Genomic DNA, 19554 nt, shown 5'->3' with positions numbered 1-19554 from the left:
AACATACAATGTTGTAAAAAGTGGCGGTCCGGACGGGACTCGAACCCGCGACCTCCTGCGTGACAGGCAGGCATTCTAACCAACTGAACTACCGGACCACTTTAAGAGAAACAATATGATTGCACACTTCGTGCACCATGATTTAAAAATTGGTTGCACCTTCGGGTACTACCATTTTTCACTAGCTAAGAAGGATTTCAACGTAGTAAGTGAAATGATTTGGTTGCGGGGGCAGGATTTGAACCTGCGACCTTCGGGTTATGAGCCCGACGAGCTACCCCTGCTCCACCCCGCGATAATAAAAGGTATTTTCTATGAAACTAGATAAAGATGGTGGAGGATGACGGGCTCGAACCGCCGACCCTCTGCTTGTAAGGCAGATGCTCTCCCAGCTGAGCTAATCCTCCGGATTGGTCTTGAAAATAAATGGTGACCCGTACGGGATTCGAACCCGTGATACCGCCGTGAAAGGGCGGTGTCTTAACCGCTTGACCAACGGGCCATTTATGTAAAGTGTGATGGCGGAGAGCGAGGGATTCGAACCCTCGAGACCGCGTTAGCAGCCTACACGATTTCCAATCGTGCTCCTTCGGCCACTCGGACAGCTCTCCGTGGCTCCACAGGCAGGATTCGAACCTGCGACCGATCGGTTAACAGCCGATAGCTCTACCACTGAGCTACTGTGGAATAATCAGAATTGCCTGGCAACGTCCTACTCTCGCAGGGCGAACCCAACTACCATCGGCGCTGAAGAGCTTAACTACTGTGTTCGGCATGGGAACAGGTGTGACCTCTTCGCTATTACCACCAGACAATTCAAGAATTCAATTTGAATGAACCCTCAAAACTAGATAAGAAACATGTCTTGCCAGACATCTCATGCGGCCAAGCACCGGAGTGCTTGGCCTTTGGCGTTGACTTACTAGTCAGATCCAGCTCCAAAGGCCAGAAACTGCAGTATAAGCAATAGCCCTTCAAGGGAAATTACCCCTTTACGGCCTCTTACTTATCCTTTCGTTTCTAAACGGCCTTTTGCGCTTTTCGTTTTTAGTTAAGTCCTCGATCGATTAGTATTCGTCAGCTGCACGTGTCACCACGCTTCCACCTCGAACCTATCTACCTCATCGTCTCTGAGGGATCTTACTCATTTAAAATGATGAGAAGTCTCATCTTGAGGGGGGCTTCATGCTTAGATGCTTTCAGCACTTATCCCTTCCGCACGTAGCTACCCAGCTATGCTCCTGGCGGAACAACTGGTGCACCAGCGGTGCGTCCATCCCGGTCCTCTCGTACTAAGGACAGCTCCTCTCAAACTTCTAACGCCCACGACGGATAGGGACCGAACTGTCTCACGACGTTCTGAACCCAGCTCGCGTACCGCTTTAATGGGCGAACAGCCCAACCCTTGGGACCGACTACAGCCCCAGGATGCGATGAGCCGACATCGAGGTGCCAAACCTCCCCGTCGATGTGGACTCTTGGGGGAGATAAGCCTGTTATCCCCGGGGTAGCTTTTATCCGTTGAGCGACGGCCCTTCCATACGGCACCGCCGGATCACTAAGCCCGACTTTCGTCCCTGCTCGACTTGTAGGTCTCGCAGTCAAGCTCCCTTCTGCCTTTGCACGCTACGAATGATTTCCAACCATTCTGAGGGAACCTTTGGGCGCCTCCGTTACTCTTTGGGAGGCGACCGCCCCAGTCAAACTGCCCACCTGACACTGTCTCCGAACCGGATAACGGTTCTGGGTTAGAATGTCAATACAGCCAGGGTGGTATCCCACGGATGCCTCCACCGAAGCTAGCGCTCCGGCTTCTAAGGCTCCCACCTATCCTGTACAAGCTGTACCAACATTCCATATCAGGCTACAGTAAAGCTCCACGGGGTCTTTCCGTCCTGTCGCGGGTAATGCGCATCTTCACGCATAGTATAATTTCACCGGGTCTCTCGTTGAGACAGTGCCCAAGTCGTTGCACCTTTCGTGCGGGTCGGAACTTACCCGACAAGGAATTTCGCTACCTTAGGACCGTTATAGTTACGGCCGCCGTTTACTGGGGCTTCGGTTCACAGCTTCGGGACGAAGTCCCTAACCATTCCCCTTAACCTTCCAGCACCGGGCAGGTGTCAGCCCCTATACTTCGCCTTACGGCTTTGCAGAGACCTGTGTTTTTGCTAAACAGTCGCTTGGGCCTTTTCACTGCGGCTTCTCCTTAAAAGAAGCACCCCTTCTCCCGAAGTTACGGGGTCATTTTGCCGAGTTCCTTAACGAGAGTTCTCCCGATCATCTTCGGTTACTCACCGTGCCTACCTGTGTCGGTTTGCGGTACGGGCACCTATTTCCTCACTAGAGGCTTTTCTTGGCAGTGTGAAATCAGGAACTTCGGTACTAAATTTCCCTCCCCATAACCGCCTGGAATTAGTGTTGAGTGGATTTGCCTGCTCAACTTCCTCACGGCTTGGACGCGCATAACCAGCAGCGCGCTTTCCTTATCCTCCTGCGTCCCCCCATCGTTCAAGCGGATTTAGGTGGTACAGGAATATCAACCTGTTGTCCATCGCCTACGCCTTTCGGCCTCGGCTTAGGCCCCGACTAACCCTGAGCGGACGAGCCTTCCTCAGGAAACCTTGGGCTTTCGATGAAAGAGATTCTCACTCTTTTTTCGCTACTCATACCGGCATTCTCACTTCTAAGCGCTCCAGCCGTCCTCACGATCGACCTTCACTGCCCTTAGAACGCTCTCCTACCACTGACATCGTAGATGTCAATCCGCAGCTTCGGTGGTGTGTTTAGCCCCGGTATATTTTCGGCGCAGCGTCACTCGACCAGTGAGCTATTACGCACTCTTTCAATGATGGCTGCTTCTAAGCCAACATCCTGGTTGTCTAAGCAACGCCACATCCTTTTCCACTTAACACACACTTTGGGACCTTAGCTGGCGGTCTGGGCTGTTTCCCTTTCGACCATGAACCTTATCACCCATGGTCTGACTCCCAAAGTAGATTGATTGGCATTCGGAGTTTGACTGAATTCGGTAACCCGATGAGGGCCCCTAGTCCAATCAGTGCTCTACCTCCAACCATCATCCTTTGAGGCTAGCCCTAAAGCTATTTCGGAGAGAACCAGCTATCTCCGTGTTCGATTGGCATTTCACCCCTACCCACACCTCATCCCCGCACTTTTCAACGTGCGTGGGTTCGGGCCTCCAGTCAGTGTTACCTGACCTTCACCCTGGACATGGGTAGATCACACGGTTTCGGGTCTACGACCACCTACTATATCGCCCTATTCAGACTCGCTTTCGCTGCGGCTCCGTCTATACAACTTAACCTTGCAGGGGATCGTAACTCGCCGGTCCATTCTACAAAAGGTACGCCGTCACCCATTAACGGGCTTCGACTACTTGTAGGCACACGGTTTCAGGATCTATTTCACTCCCCTTCCGGGGTGCTTTTCACCTTTCCCTCACGGTACTGGTTCACTATCGGTCACTAGGGAGTATTTAGCCTTGGGAGATGGTCCTCCCGGATTCCGACGGAATTTCACGTGTTCCGCCGTACTCAGGATACACTCCGGAGGAAACCACATTTCAAGTACAGGGCTCTTACCTTCTATGGCGGGCCATTCCAAGCCGCTTCGTCTATATGGTTTCTTTGTAACTCCAAAGGAGTGTCCTACAACCCCAGAAGGCAAGCCTTCTGGTTTGGGCTAATTCCGTTTCGCTCGCCGCTACTCAGGAAATCGCATTTGCTTTCTCTTCCTCCGGGTAATGAGATGTTTCAGTTCCCCGGGTCTGCCTCGTATTACCTATGTATTCAGTAATACGTACTATCCAATAACGGATAGCGGGTTCCCCCATTCGGAAATCTTCGGATCAAAGCTTACTTACAGCTCCCCGAAGCATATCGGTGTTAGTCCCGTCCTTCATCGGCTCCTAGTGCCAAGGCATCCACCGTGCGCCCTTCTTCACTTAACTAATAACGCATGATAAATCTATAAATCGCGACAATAATTGTCGGCTTTAAAGTTTGATGTTTTGGCATTGTTGTTTCTTATCTAGTTTTCGAGGTTCACAAGAGAGATTGATCTCTCAAAACTGAACAAACAACCAATCACGATATCTACTACGAAGTAGTAGTTCCAATTATCCTTAGAAAGGAGGTGATCCAGCCGCACCTTCCGATACGGCTACCTTGTTACGACTTCACCCCAATCATTGATCCCACCTTCGGCGGCTGGCTCCTAAAAGGTTACCTCACCGACTTCGGGTGTTACCAACTCTCGTGGTGTGACGGGCGGTGTGTACAAGGCCCGGGAACGTATTCACCGCGGCATGCTGATCCGCGATTACTAGCGATTCCGGCTTCATGCAGGCGAGTTGCAGCCTGCAATCCGAACTGAGAATGGTTTTATGGGATTTGCTTAGCCTCGCGACTTTGCTGCCCTTTGTACCATCCATTGTAGCACGTGTGTAGCCCAGGTCATAAGGGGCATGATGATTTGACGTCATCCCCACCTTCCTCCGGTTTGTCACCGGCAGTCACTCGTAGAAGTGCCCAACTTAATGCTGGCAACTAGAATCAAGGGTTGCGCTCGTTGCGGGACTTAACCCAACATCTCACGACACGAGCTGACGACAACCATGCACCACCTGTCACGCTGTCCCCGAAGGGAACGTCTTGTCTCCAAGATTGTCAGCGGATGTCAAGACCTGGTAAGGTTCTTCGCGTTGCTTCGAATTAAACCACATGCTCCACCGCTTGTGCGGGCCCCCGTCAATTCTTTTGAGTTTCAGCCTTGCGGCCGTACTCCCCAGGCGGAGTGCTTAATGCGTTAACTTCAGCACTAAGGGGCGGAAACCCCCTAACACCTAGCACTCATCGTTTACGGCGTGGACTACCAGGGTATCTAATCCTGTTTGCTCCCCACGCTTTCGCTCCTCAGCGTCAGTTACAGACCAGAGAGTCGCCTTCGCCACTGGTGTTCCTCCACATATCTACGCATTTCACCGCTACACGTGGAATTCCACTCTCCTCTTCTGCACTCAAGTTCCCCAGTTTCCAATGACCCTCCACAGTTGAGCTGTGGGCTTTCACATCAGACTTAAGAAACCGCCTACGAGCCCTTTACGCCCAATAATTCCGGACAACGCTTGCCCCCTACGTATTACCGCGGCTGCTGGCACGTAGTTAGCCGGGGCTTTCTGGTTAGGTACCGTCAAGGTACGAGCAGTTACTCTCGTACTTGTTCTTCCCTAACAACAGAGCTTTACGACCCGAAGGCCTTCATCGCTCACGCGGCGTTGCTCCGTCAGACTTTCGTCCATTGCGGAAGATTCCCTACTGCTGCCTCCCGTAGGAGTCTGGGCCGTGTCTCAGTCCCAGTGTGGCCGATCACCCTCTCAGGTCGGCTATGCATCGTCGCCTTGGTGGGCCATTACCCCACCAACTAGCTAATGCACCGCGGGCCCATCTGTAAGTGACAGCCGAAACCGTCTTTCCATTTCCAATCAGGAGAAAGGAAATACTATCCGGTATTAGCTCCGGTTTCCCGAAGTTATCCCAGTCTTACAGGCAGGTTGCCCACGTGTTACTCACCCGTCCGCCGCTCATTCCACCAGAATCACCCCGAAGGGGTCATCTGGTTTCCTGCGCTCGACTTGCATGTATTAGGCACGCCGCCAGCGTTCGTCCTGAGCCAAGATCAAACTCTCCATGAAAGTTTTGATGCTTTTGCTCGTTAGAGCTGACGTTGATCTTACGATCTTGTCGTTTAATTCGTAATTGGTTGTTTTGTTCAGTTTTCAAAGATCAATTTCGTTCTGCCGCTCATTTGGCGACTAGAACATCATATCATGTTTTAACTTTCGTTGTCAACATGTTTTTTTATTTCTTATTTGTCAGCCGTTGTTGCTCCCTGGCGACGCATATAAATATAACACGCACTTCAAACCCTCGTCAACAGTTTTTTTATAAAAATCTTTGTTCCATTCAAATACGCTGAATACAGCCAGATCAGCTTACCATAGTAGCTATCCTAATACCATATCAACATTGGCTTTTCTGGGAGGACAGCATGAATTATAACAACGACTGTCCTCTCACATTATTTATCATAATTCTTTGATTCGATACTCCCGATGATATAAAGCCTTGCCTTTTGTTTCTGTCAGCACTGCTTCAATGATCTCCTTTTCCTCCAAATAATTAAGAAGAGCACTCAAATCAGCCGCATATGCTTCCACTTCCGGTCTGTTTTTTAGTTCTCCGAAGGTCCAGGCTCCATCCTTCATGCGCATGACACGAAGAAGATGCTCAGCAGCAGAGTGCGATCTGGCATTGATTGCAACATTGACGGCAAGGAGCATAAGCTGTACACGCTGGTCTGTTTCTTCCTTACTTTGAATGAATTCTTCACAAAGCTTATATACTTCCGAATCTATTCTACGCACCTGATTCCAGACGGTGACTTCCGGATGATGTCCTTTTTCAATAATAGACAGCCGCGCCAAGTAATGCAGGCACCGTACCATCCGCGTATAGGCATCAAGATATTGACCGCTGTCATGGAGATCCTTCGTTTCTGCATAAGAACGAATAAGCTTCGCAAATTCAATTGTCATTTTCAGCTTGCGCTTTTCATAAGGAAAACTTGCCAGTTCCCTTTTCAGATTGTCGATATATTCATTCCGATCAAAGACGACTTTCCCCTCGAAGATCCATTCGACTGCCCGCCGATATGTACTCGTATCTATCCAATAATGAAGGAGCGTCTCTTCGACAATATGCATTGCCGCTATTTTCCCTTCATAACTATAGTGTTTCGTAAACCATGGTTCTTCTGAGTGTTTAACAATTACCAGCAGAATCATATCGAAGTTATCTGTTGTCGGGCTCACCGGTCTCGTCTTTTCCACTAAGATGATACCCAATGTATTCGGCATACTTGCACGTTCCTGATAAATCGGACGAAGAATGTTCTCCAAGGCGATCCCTCCGCAATATAAATCTATATATTTTAGTAGTAATTCAACATATTTCTTCAAAATCCTTTTTTACCTGACAAAAGAAAAACCTTCATCACTATGTGATAAAGGCTTTTCTATCTATAGAAGAAATCCGCTGAGGTTAATGCTTGGTTGTTTGCTGACAATCCGGGCACGTCCCGTATAATTCCAAACGATGATGGGTCACATCGAAGTTTGTAACCTGGGCAGCGAGCTTCTCTACTTCATAAAGGCTTGGGTAATGGAAATCGACAATCTTGCCACATTGATCGCAAATCAAGTGGTAATGTTCTTCTGTATCACAATCGAAACGGCTGGAAGAATCTCCATAGGTCAACTCCCGCACCAACCCGTTTTCACGGAACACACGAAGATTATTGTAGACCGTCGCTACGCTCATATTCGGAAACTTATCCTCTAGCGCTCGATATATATCATCAGCGGTAGGATGGATCTTGGAATTCAGCAAGAACTCAAGCACCGCATGACGCTGTGGTGTTATTCTGACGCCAGATTCTTTTAATCGCTCCACTGCTGCTTGTAATCTCTGTTCAGACACCGTCATGCACCTCGCTTTCACTTGTAAATAAGACATTTGTCTAAACGATGACTATTATTACATTATACTTCTTCTAAATTGTAAAGGGGTCTCCCTTATCTTGTCAATAAAAAACCATCGTTTCCCTCAAATATCCGGGACGAGCAGTACCTCTTCTGTCTCATGAAGAAGATTTGCATACCTAGCCGCAACGAAAAGATAGTCTGACAAACGATTGATAAACCGTAATACTTCATCGTTACGATACTCCTCCGTTATGGAAACGATCAATCTTTCGGAGCGTCGTACAATTGTGCGTGCCTGATGCAAGGCAGCCGCACTCGGACAGCCTCCTGGCAGAATAAACTGCTTCAGCAACGGAAGTTCTGATGTCCATCGATCGATGTCAGCCTCTATATCATGTGTGTGCTTCGGCTTTAATTTCCATTGCACTTCCTTTTCAGCAGGTGTTGCAAGTTCTGCTCCTGCATGGAACAGCAGCGTCTGAACTCGTTGCAATGATTCTTTAAAAGCATCGTTTTCTGCAGTCAAAAGACTAACAGCTGTCCCAATTGCTGCATTCGCTTCATCCAATGTCCCATAAGCTTCTACTCGAGGGTGATCTTTCGGGACTCGTGATCCATAGATAAGAGACGTCTCTCCCTTATCTCCGGTTTTGGTATAAATCTTCATTAGTATCCTCTGTCTAAATCGATTTTATTTATATATTGCTTCTCAGCTTCTTCATTTGTATATATATCTAAGTTTTTTTCAAAAACATCCATTGCTCGTTCTGTGTAATAAGGAGTTTTGCCGGCCATATGTGGAGTTAGTATAACTCTTTCGTGATCCCAGAATGGGTGATCTTCCGGAAGCGGCTCTTCCTCGAAGACATCCAATACTACTGCTTTTATTTGCTCCTTATTCAGCGCATTCAGTAAAACATCCGTAGCTACCGCATCACCGCGCCCCATGTTGAGGAATACTGCATGCTTCGGCATAAGATTAAAATGTTTCTCTTTATAGAAGTACTTCGTTTCTTTCGTACTTGGAAGGATGGAAATCAGGTAATCCGCATGAGGTAAAACTGTTTCGATATCAGTTTGTTTATATACTTCATCAAAATGGTCTTTTGGAGATCCACTGCGGCTAACGCCGATTGTATGCATACGGAACGCTTTACCTAAACGCGCCACTTCCTGGCCAATAGCACCCGCTCCAACAACGACTAGTTTTTTCGCTGTGATTTCATCTATCATTATATCCTTATCCCATACGTGCTCTTCCTGCTTCTTCAAAAAAGCGCGTTCGTTGCGGGCAACTGCAAGGATGGACGAAATCGCATATTCCGCCATCTGGATACGATGGATACCATTTGCGTTTGTCAGCATGATACCTTTCTCCGCGATAATATCCAGCGGCAAGTAATCGACTCCTGCTGAAATTACCATGATCCACTTCAATTTATCTGCTGTACGGAGTGATGCTTCATCTGCTCCAGTTCCGCCAGTAACCAAAACGTCTGCATCCTTCACCAGCTTCTCTGTTTCTTCCTTTGAGGAACTGAAGTGGAATGTCACACCTGGATAAGAGCTTTCAAAATGCTGTTTCATTTTCTGATCTAATTTCACCGCAACTAATACTTGCATATGTATCCCCTCCAAGAAAGTTTGTTTGCCTTCTTCTACTATAACCCTTTTCCATTCCACACGAAAAGCGACATCCTACATAAAAAAAGCCCAGACGGTAAACGCCTGAGCCAATTTTCATGTAGGGGAGGTTTCATAGTGTACTATATGCGCACGATCCGCCTCCGGTATATGCGCTTGTCACGGATTAAGTCCTTTCAGTTCTTCCAGCACAAATAATCCGTCCTTGCGAATAAGAACATCATCGAAATAAACCTCTCCGCCGCCATATTCCGGACGCTGAATAAGGACCATATCCCAATGCACAGAAGAGCTGTTGCCATTTTCGGTTTCATCATAAGAATCCCCTGGTGTGAAATGCAGACTACCTGAGATCTTTTCATCAAAAAGGATATTCCCCATTGACTCCTTGATCACAGGATTCAGGCCTAATGCGAACTCACCAATGTAACGAGCCCCTTCATCCGTATCCAGCACCTCATTCAGTTTATCCGTATAATTCGAAACAGCCTCGACAATTTTCCCGTCTTTAAATGTTAGAGATACATTCTGGTGGACAACCCCCTGATAAGGGCTTGGCGTATTATATGTAATCGTACCATTCACACTGTCTTTTACAGGAGCGGTGTAAACTTCTCCATCCGGCACATTATGCGTGCCCGCACAAATGACTGCAGGAATGTCTTTTATAGAAAATGCAATATCTGTGCCAGGACCGACAATACGAACTCGGTCTGTCCTCTCCATCAAATCTTTTAATGGCTGCTGCGCTTGATGCATTGCATCATAGTCGACCGTACTTACATCAAGTACATAATCGTAAAATTGATCAAAATTCATTTTGGCCTTCTGCGCCGCTCCTGGTGTCGGATATTCAAACAGGACCCATCTCAGGTTTGCGTATAAATAATCATCAGAAGGCTTCAACAGTTTACCGCGCTTAACGAACTGATCACTTGGAATGCTGCTAAACTCCGCATCATTTTCTTCTCCACGAATCGCAATCAAAGCATCCATATCTTTGAATTGCTCCAGCAACCATTTATCATGTAACCGGAACTGTTCATCTGGAGCATGCTCCAACATTATCCGATCACTTTCCTCATCTTGCCAAAGTATAAATGGAATCACACCCAGTGCATATGCTTCCTTCTGGATTTCCTTCACAAGCGGTTTACTGGATGGAGCAGCACTTATCATCACCTTCTCTTTTTCACAAAGCTTTAAACTATGTGACAAAAGCAGCTTGGCCAGCTTTTTCAGACGTGGATCTTTCACAGTATCAACTCCCTTTAATTTCCATAATAACAAAAAAAGCGATCCAATGTATGTACATCGGATCGCAGATTTTGTTACAGGTTTTCCCGGATGAACTCCAGCGCTTCTTCTGTATGGCCATCCACTTTCACTTTGCGGAATTCCTTCTGGAGATTCCCTTCTTTATCAATAATGAAAGTAGAGCGTTCAATTCCGTAATACTCTTTACCAAAATTCTTTTTTAGCTTCCAGCATTCGTAATCTTCCGCAACAGCGTGGTCTACGTCTGCAAGTAAAAGAAATGGCAGATCGAATTTATTCATGAATTTCTCATGGCTTTCAACCGGGTCAGGGCTAACTCCGATGATAACTGCATTCAAGTCAGTGAATTTATCATGGTTATCACGGAAGCTGCATGCTTCTGTCGTACAGCCTGGTGTATTATCTTTTGGATAGAAATAAAGAACGATATTTTTCCCTTTGAAGTCCTGCAGCGATACGATTTCACCGTTCGTTGCAGGTAATGTGAAGCTAGGTGCTGCTTTGCCAATTTCAGTTGTCATGAATAGGCCTCCTCTAGTTTCTGATATATTCTTAGCCTATCCGATTTACGCAAGGAGCACAACTAATCTCCTTCCCCTTTCATCTTCTGCCTCACAACTGTATGCTGCCATACCTTTAATACGAGTCCTGACGGCAGCAGGTATCCAATCAACGCCTCTATTAATGCTAGGAATCGTCCGACTCCTACAGGCAGAATATCACCGTAGCCGACAGTGAGTAACGTAACGCCACTGAAATAGATGGAGTGCATCAAGGAACCCGCAAGAGATGAATCTATCAAGTCGCCTCCTTCTGCAAGCACGATGCCTTCGATCGACAGAATGAAATAAATCAAGCCGAAAGCGAGCATGACACTTATATATAGAAATAACAAAGATAAGAACAAATCAACGGAAAATATTGAGGTGTCTTTTACCTCATGTTTGAAAAAGGAATACATACAGCCGATCAGGGCAAAAAATATCACTATTACCAATACAAACACCATGTCCATCCCTCCGGTCCAGCTGCAAAAGTCAGGAACTAGAGGATAAGCAATGAATCCCTGCACGGGAAGGACACCGCTCTGGGCTTCCTTTCTTATCCTTATGTCCCTAAACGACTTTCTCCACTTTCCTATTTAGTTATTAGTTTACGAGCGGCATGTCCCGACTATGTGCAGCAAGACGCTTTTTTCGATGGCTTGTTGTGCATATGCTATACTGGATAAGAGAAATTTACGGAGGTTTACCTACATGAACAAGACCAAATCAGAACAATTACATAAAGAAGCACAGGAACATATCGTCGGTGGCGTAAATTCCCCATCACGCTCTTTTAAAGCAGTCGGCGGTGGTTCTCCAGTTTATATGGAAAAAGCAGAAGGAGCTTATTTCTGGGACGTAGATGGTAATAAGTACATTGACTTTCTTGCTGCATACGGCCCTATCATTACTGGACACGCACATCCTCATATTACAGAGGCTATTACGAAAGCAGCTCAAAATGGTGTATTGTACGGAACACCGACGCGCCTGGAAAACCAATTTGCTCAAATGCTGAAGGAAGCTATTCCTTCCTTGCATAAAGTCCGTTTCACTAACTCTGGTACAGAGGCAGTCATGACGACGATCCGAGTTGCTCGCGCCTATACCGGCCGCAATAAACTGATCAAATTTGCCGGCTGTTATCACGGTCACTCCGACCCAGTACTAGTAGAAGCAGGTTCAGGTCCATCCACATTAGGTACTCCTGACTCCGCTGGTGTTCCAGCTTCAATCGCAGCAGATATGATTACAGTTCCATTCAATGACCCGCAAGCATTGTATGACGCTTTGGAAAAATGGGGCGACCAAATTGCAGGTATTCTCGTTGAACCGATTGTTGGAAACTTCGGTATCGTAACGCCGGAGCCAGGATTCCTCGAGAAAGTAAATGAATACGCGCACGCTAAGGGAGCACTTGTCATTTACGATGAAGTCATTACTGCATTTCGTTTCACATACGGCAGTGCCCAGCAGCTTCTCGGTGTTGAGCCGGATCTGACAGCAATGGGTAAAATTATAGGTGGCGGTCTGCCGATCGGTGCTTACGGCGGTAAGAAAGAAATTATGGATCAGGTAGCTCCACTCGGTCCTGCTTATCAAGCTGGAACAATGGCCGGAAACCCTGCCAGTATGGCAGCAGGTATCGCTTGTTTGGAAGTGCTTCAGCAGCCAGGAGTATATGATCGCTTCGAAGAGCTCGGTGCAAAATTAGAAGCTGGTATCTTGCAGCATGCTAAAGATGCAGGCGTAACAATTACTGTCAATCGTTTGAAAGGTGCACTTGCTGTATACTTTACTGATGAGAAAGTAAAAAATTATGTACAAGCTTCTGCCTCCGACGGCGAAAAGTTTGCTCAATTCTTCCGGCTTATGCTGGAACAGGGCATTAACTTGGCTCCTTCCAAATATGAAGCATGGTTCATTACGACAGCTCATACAGAAGAAGATATTGATCGTACACTTGAAGCTGTGAAAACAAGCTTTGAACAGATGAAATAAGGGTATGCTTAAAGGCATCAGCACTTTCGCTGATGCCTTTTTTGGTCTAAAAATTTTCTTCAGTAAATACTTTATTATCTATGAGCATTCGTGTAACATCATATAGAATAGTTTTTCAAGGAAAGAACGGAGGATCCAAGACTATGAAACTTGGTGCCAGAATGCTAAAAACTGGCGTGGCAATCACACTTGCCTTATATGCAGCAACATTACTTGGCTTAGCGCCTGTATTCGCTGCAATCGGAGCTGCCTTTTCAATGCGGCAGTCCGTTTATCAATCTTATATCGGACTCATGGATCAGGTGAAGGGAAATGTAGTTGGTCTGGTCGTTGCCATTACAATGTTCTATACATTCGGAACCGAACCGATCATCATTGGTGTTTCCGCCATCCTGACAATTGGACTATGCGTAAGCCTGAAAATACGGGAAAGTGTTATTGCGATCGTGTCACTCGTTTCAGTAATGGAAAATACGAGCGATATGGATTTTCTTCCTTTCGCACTGCTGCGATTCTCGACACTGACATTAGGTATTCTGTCCGCTTTCTTCGTGAACCTGGTTTTTCTGCCTCCTAAGTATGAAGTCGTTCTGCTGCAGAAGATTGATCAATTTAGTACCGAAATTCTGCAATGGCTCCGTGTTGCGACCCGCAGTTGGTCCGACCAGCCGGCACTGAAAGACGAAATAGCCAGGATAGAATCGGAAATCCAGAAAATAGACGATATCTATATCCGTTTCACAGAAGAACGAACATACACAAAAAAACAAAAACTCGTGAAGGCTCGGAAACTAGTCGTTTTCCGTCAGCTCATCACGACCCTGAAGCAATCACACGGTATTTTGCAAGAAGTTTATGATCTCGGTGACAAGATGACAGAGCTTCCGACACGCTCAAGCGACACATTCGTAGAAGAACTCGATAAAGCGATCATGTCGCATGAAAAGCTCATTCTGAGTGCAATGGGACGCATCAAGCATCAGCAGGAAGACAGTAATTTCCGCGAAACGCTCGATCCGGATATCCCCGCACTTGTCGATCTGCTTATCCATGTATTCGAAAACAAAGAAAACGAAGAGAAAATGCTCTTCCTTCCGCTTGCTTCTCGTCTGATGGAATATCACAGAGAACTAGACAGACTGAAGCGACTATTAAACAGCTACCTGAAATACCATAACGAGGATTCTACGGTAGTTATGCCAAAGGAATAAGTGGCTGGGACTTTAGCCAGATGAAAACCCGAACAGTAACGTAAATACGTTAGTTCGGGTTTTCTATTTGGAGATATGCTATATAGCGTAGGCAGAATACGGAGCCTCTTAAGGGAACAGCACGCGCCGAAGACCCCGTAGTGGTGTTTTTCCATGAGGAGGCTGAGGCCGTAGAACTATTTTCTCTCAGAGCTCATTAACTTAATCTTCAAAGAATCAACACAAAAAAGGATAGATGAGCAGGAATCCACCTGTCCATCTATCCTTTTTTAAGTTGTACTTAATGTACCTGAATCCTCATCCAGATGCTGTATCTGATAAAGGTTAAAGTAATTACCTTGTAGTGTCATCAGATCAACGTGAGATCCTTGCTCTACAATCTGTCCATCCTGCACGACGACAATTCGGTCTGCATGTGTAATTGTTGCCAATCGATGGGCAACGATAAATGTAGTCCGATCTGATGCAAGTTTCTCCAATGCTTCCTGGATCAAATGCTCGCTCTCCAGATCCAGTGCAGATGTCGCTTCATCAAGGATGAGTATAGGCGGATTTTTCAAGAAGATACGCGCGATAGCAATACGTTGCTTTTGTCCGCCGGATAGCTTAACACCGCGCTCACCTACAAGTGTTTCGTATCCTTCGGTTAGATGCTCGATAAAGTCATGGGCATTGGCTGCTTTTGCTGCAGCCACTACTTCCTCATGTGTTGCCTCAGGTCTTCCAAGTTTGATATTCATCTCGACCGACTCACTGAACAGAATATTATCCTGCAGCACCATCCCGATTTTATCTCGTAAAGAACGTGACTGAACATCACGGATATCTGTCCCGTCAATCGTTATACGTCCATCCGTCACATCATAAAACCGCGGAATAAGACTGACAATTGTTGATTTACCGCCACCGCTCATTCCGACAAAAGCGATTGTTTCCCCTTGCTTCACATCTAGCGAAATATCCTTAAGCACAAGCTCTTCACCTTCACCATAACGGAAGGAAACATTTTCAAAAGATACATGTCCATCAACCTTTGTCAGCTTCGCTGCTGCTGGTTTATCTTCAATATCATATTTTTCATCAATAAATTCGAAGACCCGATCCATTGATGCGACTGCTTGCGTCAGCGTCGTAGAAGAGTTCACCAGTCGGCGAAGCGGGCTGTAAACACGGTCCATAAAGCCTGCGAAGGCAACCATCGTTCCTAAAGTAAGATTACCTTGGATAACTTCATATGCAGCATATCCAATAACGAGCAGCGGTGCCAAGTCTGTTATCGTATTCGTTACCGCAAAAGTTTTGGCGTTCCAGGTTGTATGCTGAATGGCGCTATCAAGAAAATTACGGTTTTGCGTATCAAACTGCTTTTGTTCATATTCCTCAAGCGCAAAGCTTCGCGTAACAGGGATACCCTGTACCCGTTCATGCAGATGCCCCTGCACTTCTGCCAAGGCCTGAGAACGTTGCCTTGTCAGACTGCGGAGACGCTCATAGAAATACTTGATTGCCACACCATAAACCGGAAACAAGACAATTGCCACCAATGTAAGTGACACATCCATCGTGAACATGATACCCACCGCAATGACAATCGTAGCCAAATCCAGCCATACATTCATCAAACCTGTCATAATGAAGTTTTTTGTCTGTTCAACGTCATTGATGACACGAGAAATAATTTCCCCGGTTTTTGTTTGAGAATAATAGCGGAGGCTCAGGCGCTGAATGTGATCAAACAGCTGATTCCGGATATCATAGAGCACCCGGTTTCCTGTCCATTGCGCCAGATATTGACGATAGTACTCAATCGGCGGACGCACGATGAGAAAGACAATCAAGGCGCTGCCAAGCAACCACAACAGCCGATTCACTTTATCAGCCGTAGATAAATCTGCATTGACGACATGATCGACTACATAACCTAAAATCAATGGAATCAATAAAGGTATTGCGAATTTAACGATACCAATCAGAATCGTAAATATAATTTTCCATTTATACGGCTTTACAAATTGTAAATACCGTTTTGTACTGCTCAACACATATCACCTCTCTGTTGTGCACAATGATAAATCCCTGCCGCTTCCGGCAAGGATTCATAGCTTATGTTATTTATCTGTAGGTTAGGAACAGCTCATACCATGTATCGATGAAATCGGGTGAAAACGGTCCTTTTCCTTGCCTGATCCAGCTGATCAGAATATCGACCTGGTTCCACAGGATTCGTTCGATTTCGGGTGGATAATTCATCTGGCGCTTGTGTACATTGAATTCATCTTCATCCAGCAGCGTAAATGTCATATCAGGATAGATCTTGATATCCAGATCATAATCGATATACTTTAGCGCTTCCCCATCATAAACATACGGGGAGCTGATATTACAATAGTAATAAATGCCGTCTGTACGCAGCATACCGATAATATTGAACCAGTACTTCGCATGAAAATAAACAATGGCTGGTTCGCGCGTGATCCACGTCCGTCCGTCGCTTTCCGTGACCATCGTCCGATCATTGGCACCAATCAGGATTTCTGCCGTACTCTTCAATACTGTGCTGCTTTCCCATACCCGATGGAGCTGGCCGTTATGCTTATAGCTGTGTATCTGAATTTTCGTTCCTGCCTCTGGGCCAGCCATGCGAATCTTCCTTCCTTTGTTATTGTCCTATGTAAGATGGTTTCTTTATATTATAAAGATATTTCAGACACAATGGAAATGAAAAACGCTGATAGTTGCCCAAGCAAAGATAAAAGAGCCCTCCAGCGAGTGCTGAAGGGCTCTTTTCATACGAAAGTAACAGTTCGGACGATGTCCGTCTTTTTACTTGCGGGACTGTTGATTTTGCTGCTGAACTTGCTGTACGTCTGTTTCAGAAGCAAATTCAGTACCGTATTGTTGGCTAGAACCACCTTGACGGGACTTCTGGTTTTGCTTCTGTACTTGCTGTACGTCTGTTTCAGAAGCAAACTCAGTACCGTATTGTTGGCTGGAACCGCCTTGACGGGACTTCTGGTTTTGTTGTTTTACGTGGTTTACATCAGTACCAGATTGTGTCTTTTTGTTCATCGTTATCACCTCCGCCACATTACTTTCTCCCGAATGTGACGTTGTTATCCAAAAAAGATAAAAAAGATATTGGTTTATTCTGGTATGTGAATTTGCTGCAGAATTTTCTGATGCGGAACCGGAAATGGATAATCATCTATATCTGTAAAATTAACGAATCTGCCCTTCTCCGCTTCTTTATCGCTTGTTTTTGCACGCAGAACAATCATCTCCCAAATGATATGAGAAAATATGTGCCGAACAGGCTGCAGAGTTTCTTCAAGTTTTATATCAATTCCATATTCAAGTTGGAACCAATATGCAAGCTGCTCTAACGAAACCTCCGTCGCATCTGCCATCGGGAATTGCCATAAATTCGCCAATAAGCCGAACTCCGGCCTTTTTTCGATAAGGATCTCACCTTGTTCATTTTCCACAACAACTGAAAGGTATGGCATTGTTTTCTGCTTCTTGCCTTTTGATTTGATCGGTAGTTCCTCCTGCAATCCTTGCTCGAATGCTGTACAATGCGACTGCACCGGACATAATAAACACGCGGGCTTTTTCGGTGTACAAATAAGTGCACCAAGTTCCATTAATCCTTGGTTGAATGCAGAAGGATTGCTATGTGAAATCATTTCCTCGACTGCCGCCTCGAATATTTTTCTTGCTTTCGGCTTGGCGATGTCTTCGGTTATTAACAAAATTCTGGATAGTACCCGCATAACATTTCCATCGACTGCCGGCTGCGGAATCCCGTAAGCTATGCTAAGTATGGCCCCCTTTGTATAAGGCCCAACACCCTTAAGCTTACCAAGCTCTTCCACATTATCAGGCACCTTGCCACCGTAAGTCTCTGAGACCTCACGTACAGCGGTTTGAAGATTCCGAGCTCGGGAATAGTATCCTAAGCCTTCCCACGCTTTTAAAACGTCCTGCTCATCCGCTTCGGCCAATGCCTGGATTGTCGGAAAGCGTTCCATAAAACGATGAAAGTAGGGTATTACTGTATCCACCTTCGTCTGCTGGAGCATGATTTCTGACACCCAGATTCGGTAAGGATCCTGATTTTCTCGCCAAGGAAGAGTACGTTTTTCCTGCTGGAACCAATTAATTAAATCATTTTGAAATAAATCTATAGAAAAATGCTGAAACTTAACATGTAGATCGTCTAATTGCAAATTCACTCACGCTCCGTGTTACAATATTAAAAGTATTAGGTGGTTTTGTTTCATCAGAAGGAGGACATTAAGATGGACACTGGTACCCATATCGTAATGGGAATAGCCCTAGGAGGGCTTGCCACACTCGATCCTGCTGTTCACCAAGATCCTGTATTGTTCAATGCAGTACTTGCTGGCACGATCCTTGGTTCACAGGCACCCGACTTTGATACAGTATTGAAATTACGCAACAATGCTTCTTATTTACGAAACCACCGGGGAATTACGCATTCAATCCCCGCTGTCATATTATGGGGACTCGCGATTTCCTTGCTGCTGTACGTGTTAGTACCAGAAATTAACTTCCTGCATTTATGGCTTTGGACATTCGGGGCCGTTGTGCTGCACGTGTTTGTCGATGTATTCAACGCTTACGGAACACAGGCGTACCGGCCATTCACCAGACGCTGGGTAGCTTACGGCTTCATTAACACATTTGATCCATTCATCTTCGCGATGAATGCGATTGGTATCGTGCTTTGGCTAATCGGCTTGGAACCCGGTCCTACATTTGCCGTTATTTACGCAATCCTTGTTCTGTACTATGTGAAGCGTTACTTGGATAAGCGACGAATCATCAAACAAGTGAAAGAAAAAATACCCGATGCTCAAATCATCGCTACTTCACCGACAATGAAACAAGCATTTTGGCGTGTTGCCATTACGGCTCCCGATCGTTTTTATGTCGGGAAAGTAGAGAATTGGCAGCTTCGCATCATTGACGAATTCGAACGAAAGCCATTGCCAGATAATGAACTGATAGAAGTTGCCAGAGAAGACAAGAATATTGCTGCCTTTCTCAGCTTCTCCCCTGTTTTCACATGGGAAGTAAACATGTATGATGATTTCACCGAGTTGCGGCTGATTGACCTTCGCTACCATAATAGCGCACAGCATTATCCTTTCAAAGCAGTCGTTCAAATCGATGATAATAATCAAATAATGAGCTCCTATACCGGGTGGATTTTCTCCGAACAGAAGCTGCAGCGTAAACTGGTTACAGATGACAATCCGTCTGCATTATAAAACCTGGAGAT

14 protein-coding genes, 6 tRNA genes and 3 rRNA genes are annotated in these 19554 nt (G+C 45.9%); 3 read left to right on the top strand and 20 right to left on the bottom strand.

Annotated features, from left to right (window positions below):
* Nucleotides 1-21: 21 nt before the first annotated feature.
* From GZ22_RS03820 to GZ22_RS03745, 16 genes are all read right to left on the bottom strand, one after another.
* Nucleotides 22-98, bottom strand: a tRNA-Asp gene (locus tag GZ22_RS03820).
* 122 nt (nt 99-220) lie between these two features.
* Nucleotides 221-295: transfer RNA gene (locus GZ22_RS03815), tRNA-Met, on the bottom strand.
* 36 nt (nt 296-331) lie between these two features.
* Nucleotides 332-407: transfer RNA gene (locus GZ22_RS03810), tRNA-Val, on the bottom strand.
* A gap of 20 nt (nt 408-427) precedes the next feature.
* Nucleotides 428-502: transfer RNA gene (locus GZ22_RS03805), tRNA-Glu, on the bottom strand.
* Between the two features lie 17 nt (nt 503-519).
* Nucleotides 520-611, bottom strand: a tRNA-Ser gene (locus GZ22_RS03800).
* A gap of 1 nt (nt 612) precedes the next feature.
* Nucleotides 613-687: transfer RNA gene (locus tag GZ22_RS03795), tRNA-Asn, on the bottom strand.
* 12 nt (nt 688-699) lie between these two features.
* Nucleotides 700-812 (bottom strand): 5S ribosomal RNA (gene rrf / locus GZ22_RS03790).
* 235 nt (nt 813-1047) lie between these two features.
* Nucleotides 1048-3973, bottom strand: a 23S ribosomal RNA gene (locus tag GZ22_RS03785).
* Between the two features lie 178 nt (nt 3974-4151).
* Nucleotides 4152-5716, bottom strand: a 16S ribosomal RNA gene (locus tag GZ22_RS03780).
* The 16S, 23S and 5S rRNA genes sit together here with 6 tRNA genes alongside, the layout of an rRNA operon.
* Nucleotides 5717-6109: 393 nt before the next feature.
* Nucleotides 6110-6982 carry a nucleotidyltransferase-like protein gene (locus tag GZ22_RS03775; RefSeq protein WP_038558840.1) on the bottom strand — a complete coding sequence of 291 codons (873 nt, stop codon included), beginning with the start codon at nt 6980-6982 and terminating at the stop codon, nt 6110-6112.
* A 142-nt stretch (nt 6983-7124) separates the two neighbouring features.
* Nucleotides 7125-7568, bottom strand: a complete 444-nt coding sequence (perR, locus tag GZ22_RS03770; protein ID WP_038558837.1) for a peroxide-responsive transcriptional repressor PerR — start codon at nt 7566-7568, stop codon at nt 7125-7127.
* 120 nt (nt 7569-7688) lie between these two features.
* A complete protein-coding gene (locus GZ22_RS03765; RefSeq protein WP_038558834.1) occupies nt 7689-8234 on the bottom strand; it encodes a cob(I)yrinic acid a,c-diamide adenosyltransferase in 546 nt (181 codons plus the stop codon).
* Nucleotides 8234-9190, bottom strand: a complete 957-nt coding sequence (locus tag GZ22_RS03760; protein ID WP_038558830.1) for a D-2-hydroxyacid dehydrogenase — start codon at nt 9188-9190, stop codon at nt 8234-8236. Before GZ22_RS03760 ends, GZ22_RS03765 begins: the two co-directional genes overlap by 1 nt.
* Nucleotides 9191-9370: 180 nt before the next feature.
* On the bottom strand, nt 9371-10468 hold the full coding sequence (locus GZ22_RS03755) for an aminopeptidase (RefSeq protein ID WP_038558827.1): 1098 nt from the start codon (nt 10466-10468) through the stop codon (nt 9371-9373).
* Between the two features lie 74 nt (nt 10469-10542).
* Nucleotides 10543-11010: a thioredoxin-dependent thiol peroxidase gene (gene bcp, locus GZ22_RS03750; RefSeq protein ID WP_038558824.1), complete on the bottom strand. Its 468-nt coding sequence runs from the start codon at nt 11008-11010 to the stop codon at nt 10543-10545.
* Between the two features lie 62 nt (nt 11011-11072).
* Entirely contained in the window at nt 11073-11498 is a 426-nt protein-coding gene (locus GZ22_RS03745; RefSeq protein ID WP_051748010.1) for an ion channel, read from the bottom strand.
* A gap of 247 nt (nt 11499-11745) precedes the next feature.
* Here GZ22_RS03745 and GZ22_RS03740 point away from each other — a divergent pair, with 247 nt between their 5' ends.
* Nucleotides 11746-13035 carry a glutamate-1-semialdehyde 2,1-aminomutase gene (locus GZ22_RS03740; RefSeq protein ID WP_038558821.1) on the top strand — a complete coding sequence of 430 codons (1290 nt, stop codon included), beginning with the start codon at nt 11746-11748 and terminating at the stop codon, nt 13033-13035.
* A 143-nt stretch (nt 13036-13178) separates the two neighbouring features.
* Complete coding sequence (locus tag GZ22_RS03735) at nt 13179-14246, top strand: FUSC family protein (RefSeq protein ID WP_051748009.1); 1068 nt, start codon at nt 13179-13181, stop codon at nt 14244-14246.
* 269 nt (nt 14247-14515) lie between these two features.
* On the opposite strand, the gene GZ22_RS03730 is transcribed toward GZ22_RS03735, so the two are convergent.
* From GZ22_RS03730 to mutY, 4 genes are all read right to left on the bottom strand, one after another.
* Entirely contained in the window at nt 14516-16285 is a 1770-nt protein-coding gene (locus GZ22_RS03730) for an ABC transporter ATP-binding protein (RefSeq protein ID WP_038558815.1), read from the bottom strand.
* Between the two features lie 73 nt (nt 16286-16358).
* On the bottom strand, nt 16359-16886 hold the full coding sequence (gene ntdP / locus GZ22_RS03725) for a nucleoside tri-diphosphate phosphatase (protein WP_038558812.1): 528 nt from the start codon (nt 16884-16886) through the stop codon (nt 16359-16361).
* 183 nt (nt 16887-17069) lie between these two features.
* Nucleotides 17070-17315, bottom strand: coding sequence for a gamma-type small acid-soluble spore protein (locus GZ22_RS03720; protein WP_038558810.1), 246 nt, complete (start codon nt 17313-17315; stop codon nt 17070-17072).
* 74 nt (nt 17316-17389) lie between these two features.
* Nucleotides 17390-18475 carry an A/G-specific adenine glycosylase gene (mutY, locus tag GZ22_RS03715; protein WP_038558808.1) on the bottom strand — a complete coding sequence of 362 codons (1086 nt, stop codon included), beginning with the start codon at nt 18473-18475 and terminating at the stop codon, nt 17390-17392.
* 72 nt (nt 18476-18547) lie between these two features.
* Here mutY and GZ22_RS03710 point away from each other — a divergent pair, with 72 nt between their 5' ends.
* On the top strand, nt 18548-19543 hold the full coding sequence (locus GZ22_RS03710) for a metal-dependent hydrolase (RefSeq protein WP_038558806.1): 996 nt from the start codon (nt 18548-18550) through the stop codon (nt 19541-19543).
* Nucleotides 19544-19554 lie beyond the last annotated feature (11 nt).

This window comes from Terribacillus saccharophilus (assembly GCF_000725365.1).
GTDB classification, from domain to species: Bacteria; Bacillota; Bacilli; order Bacillales; family Amphibacillaceae; genus Terribacillus; species Terribacillus saccharophilus.
This window is presented reverse-complemented; position numbering and strand designations above follow the sequence as displayed.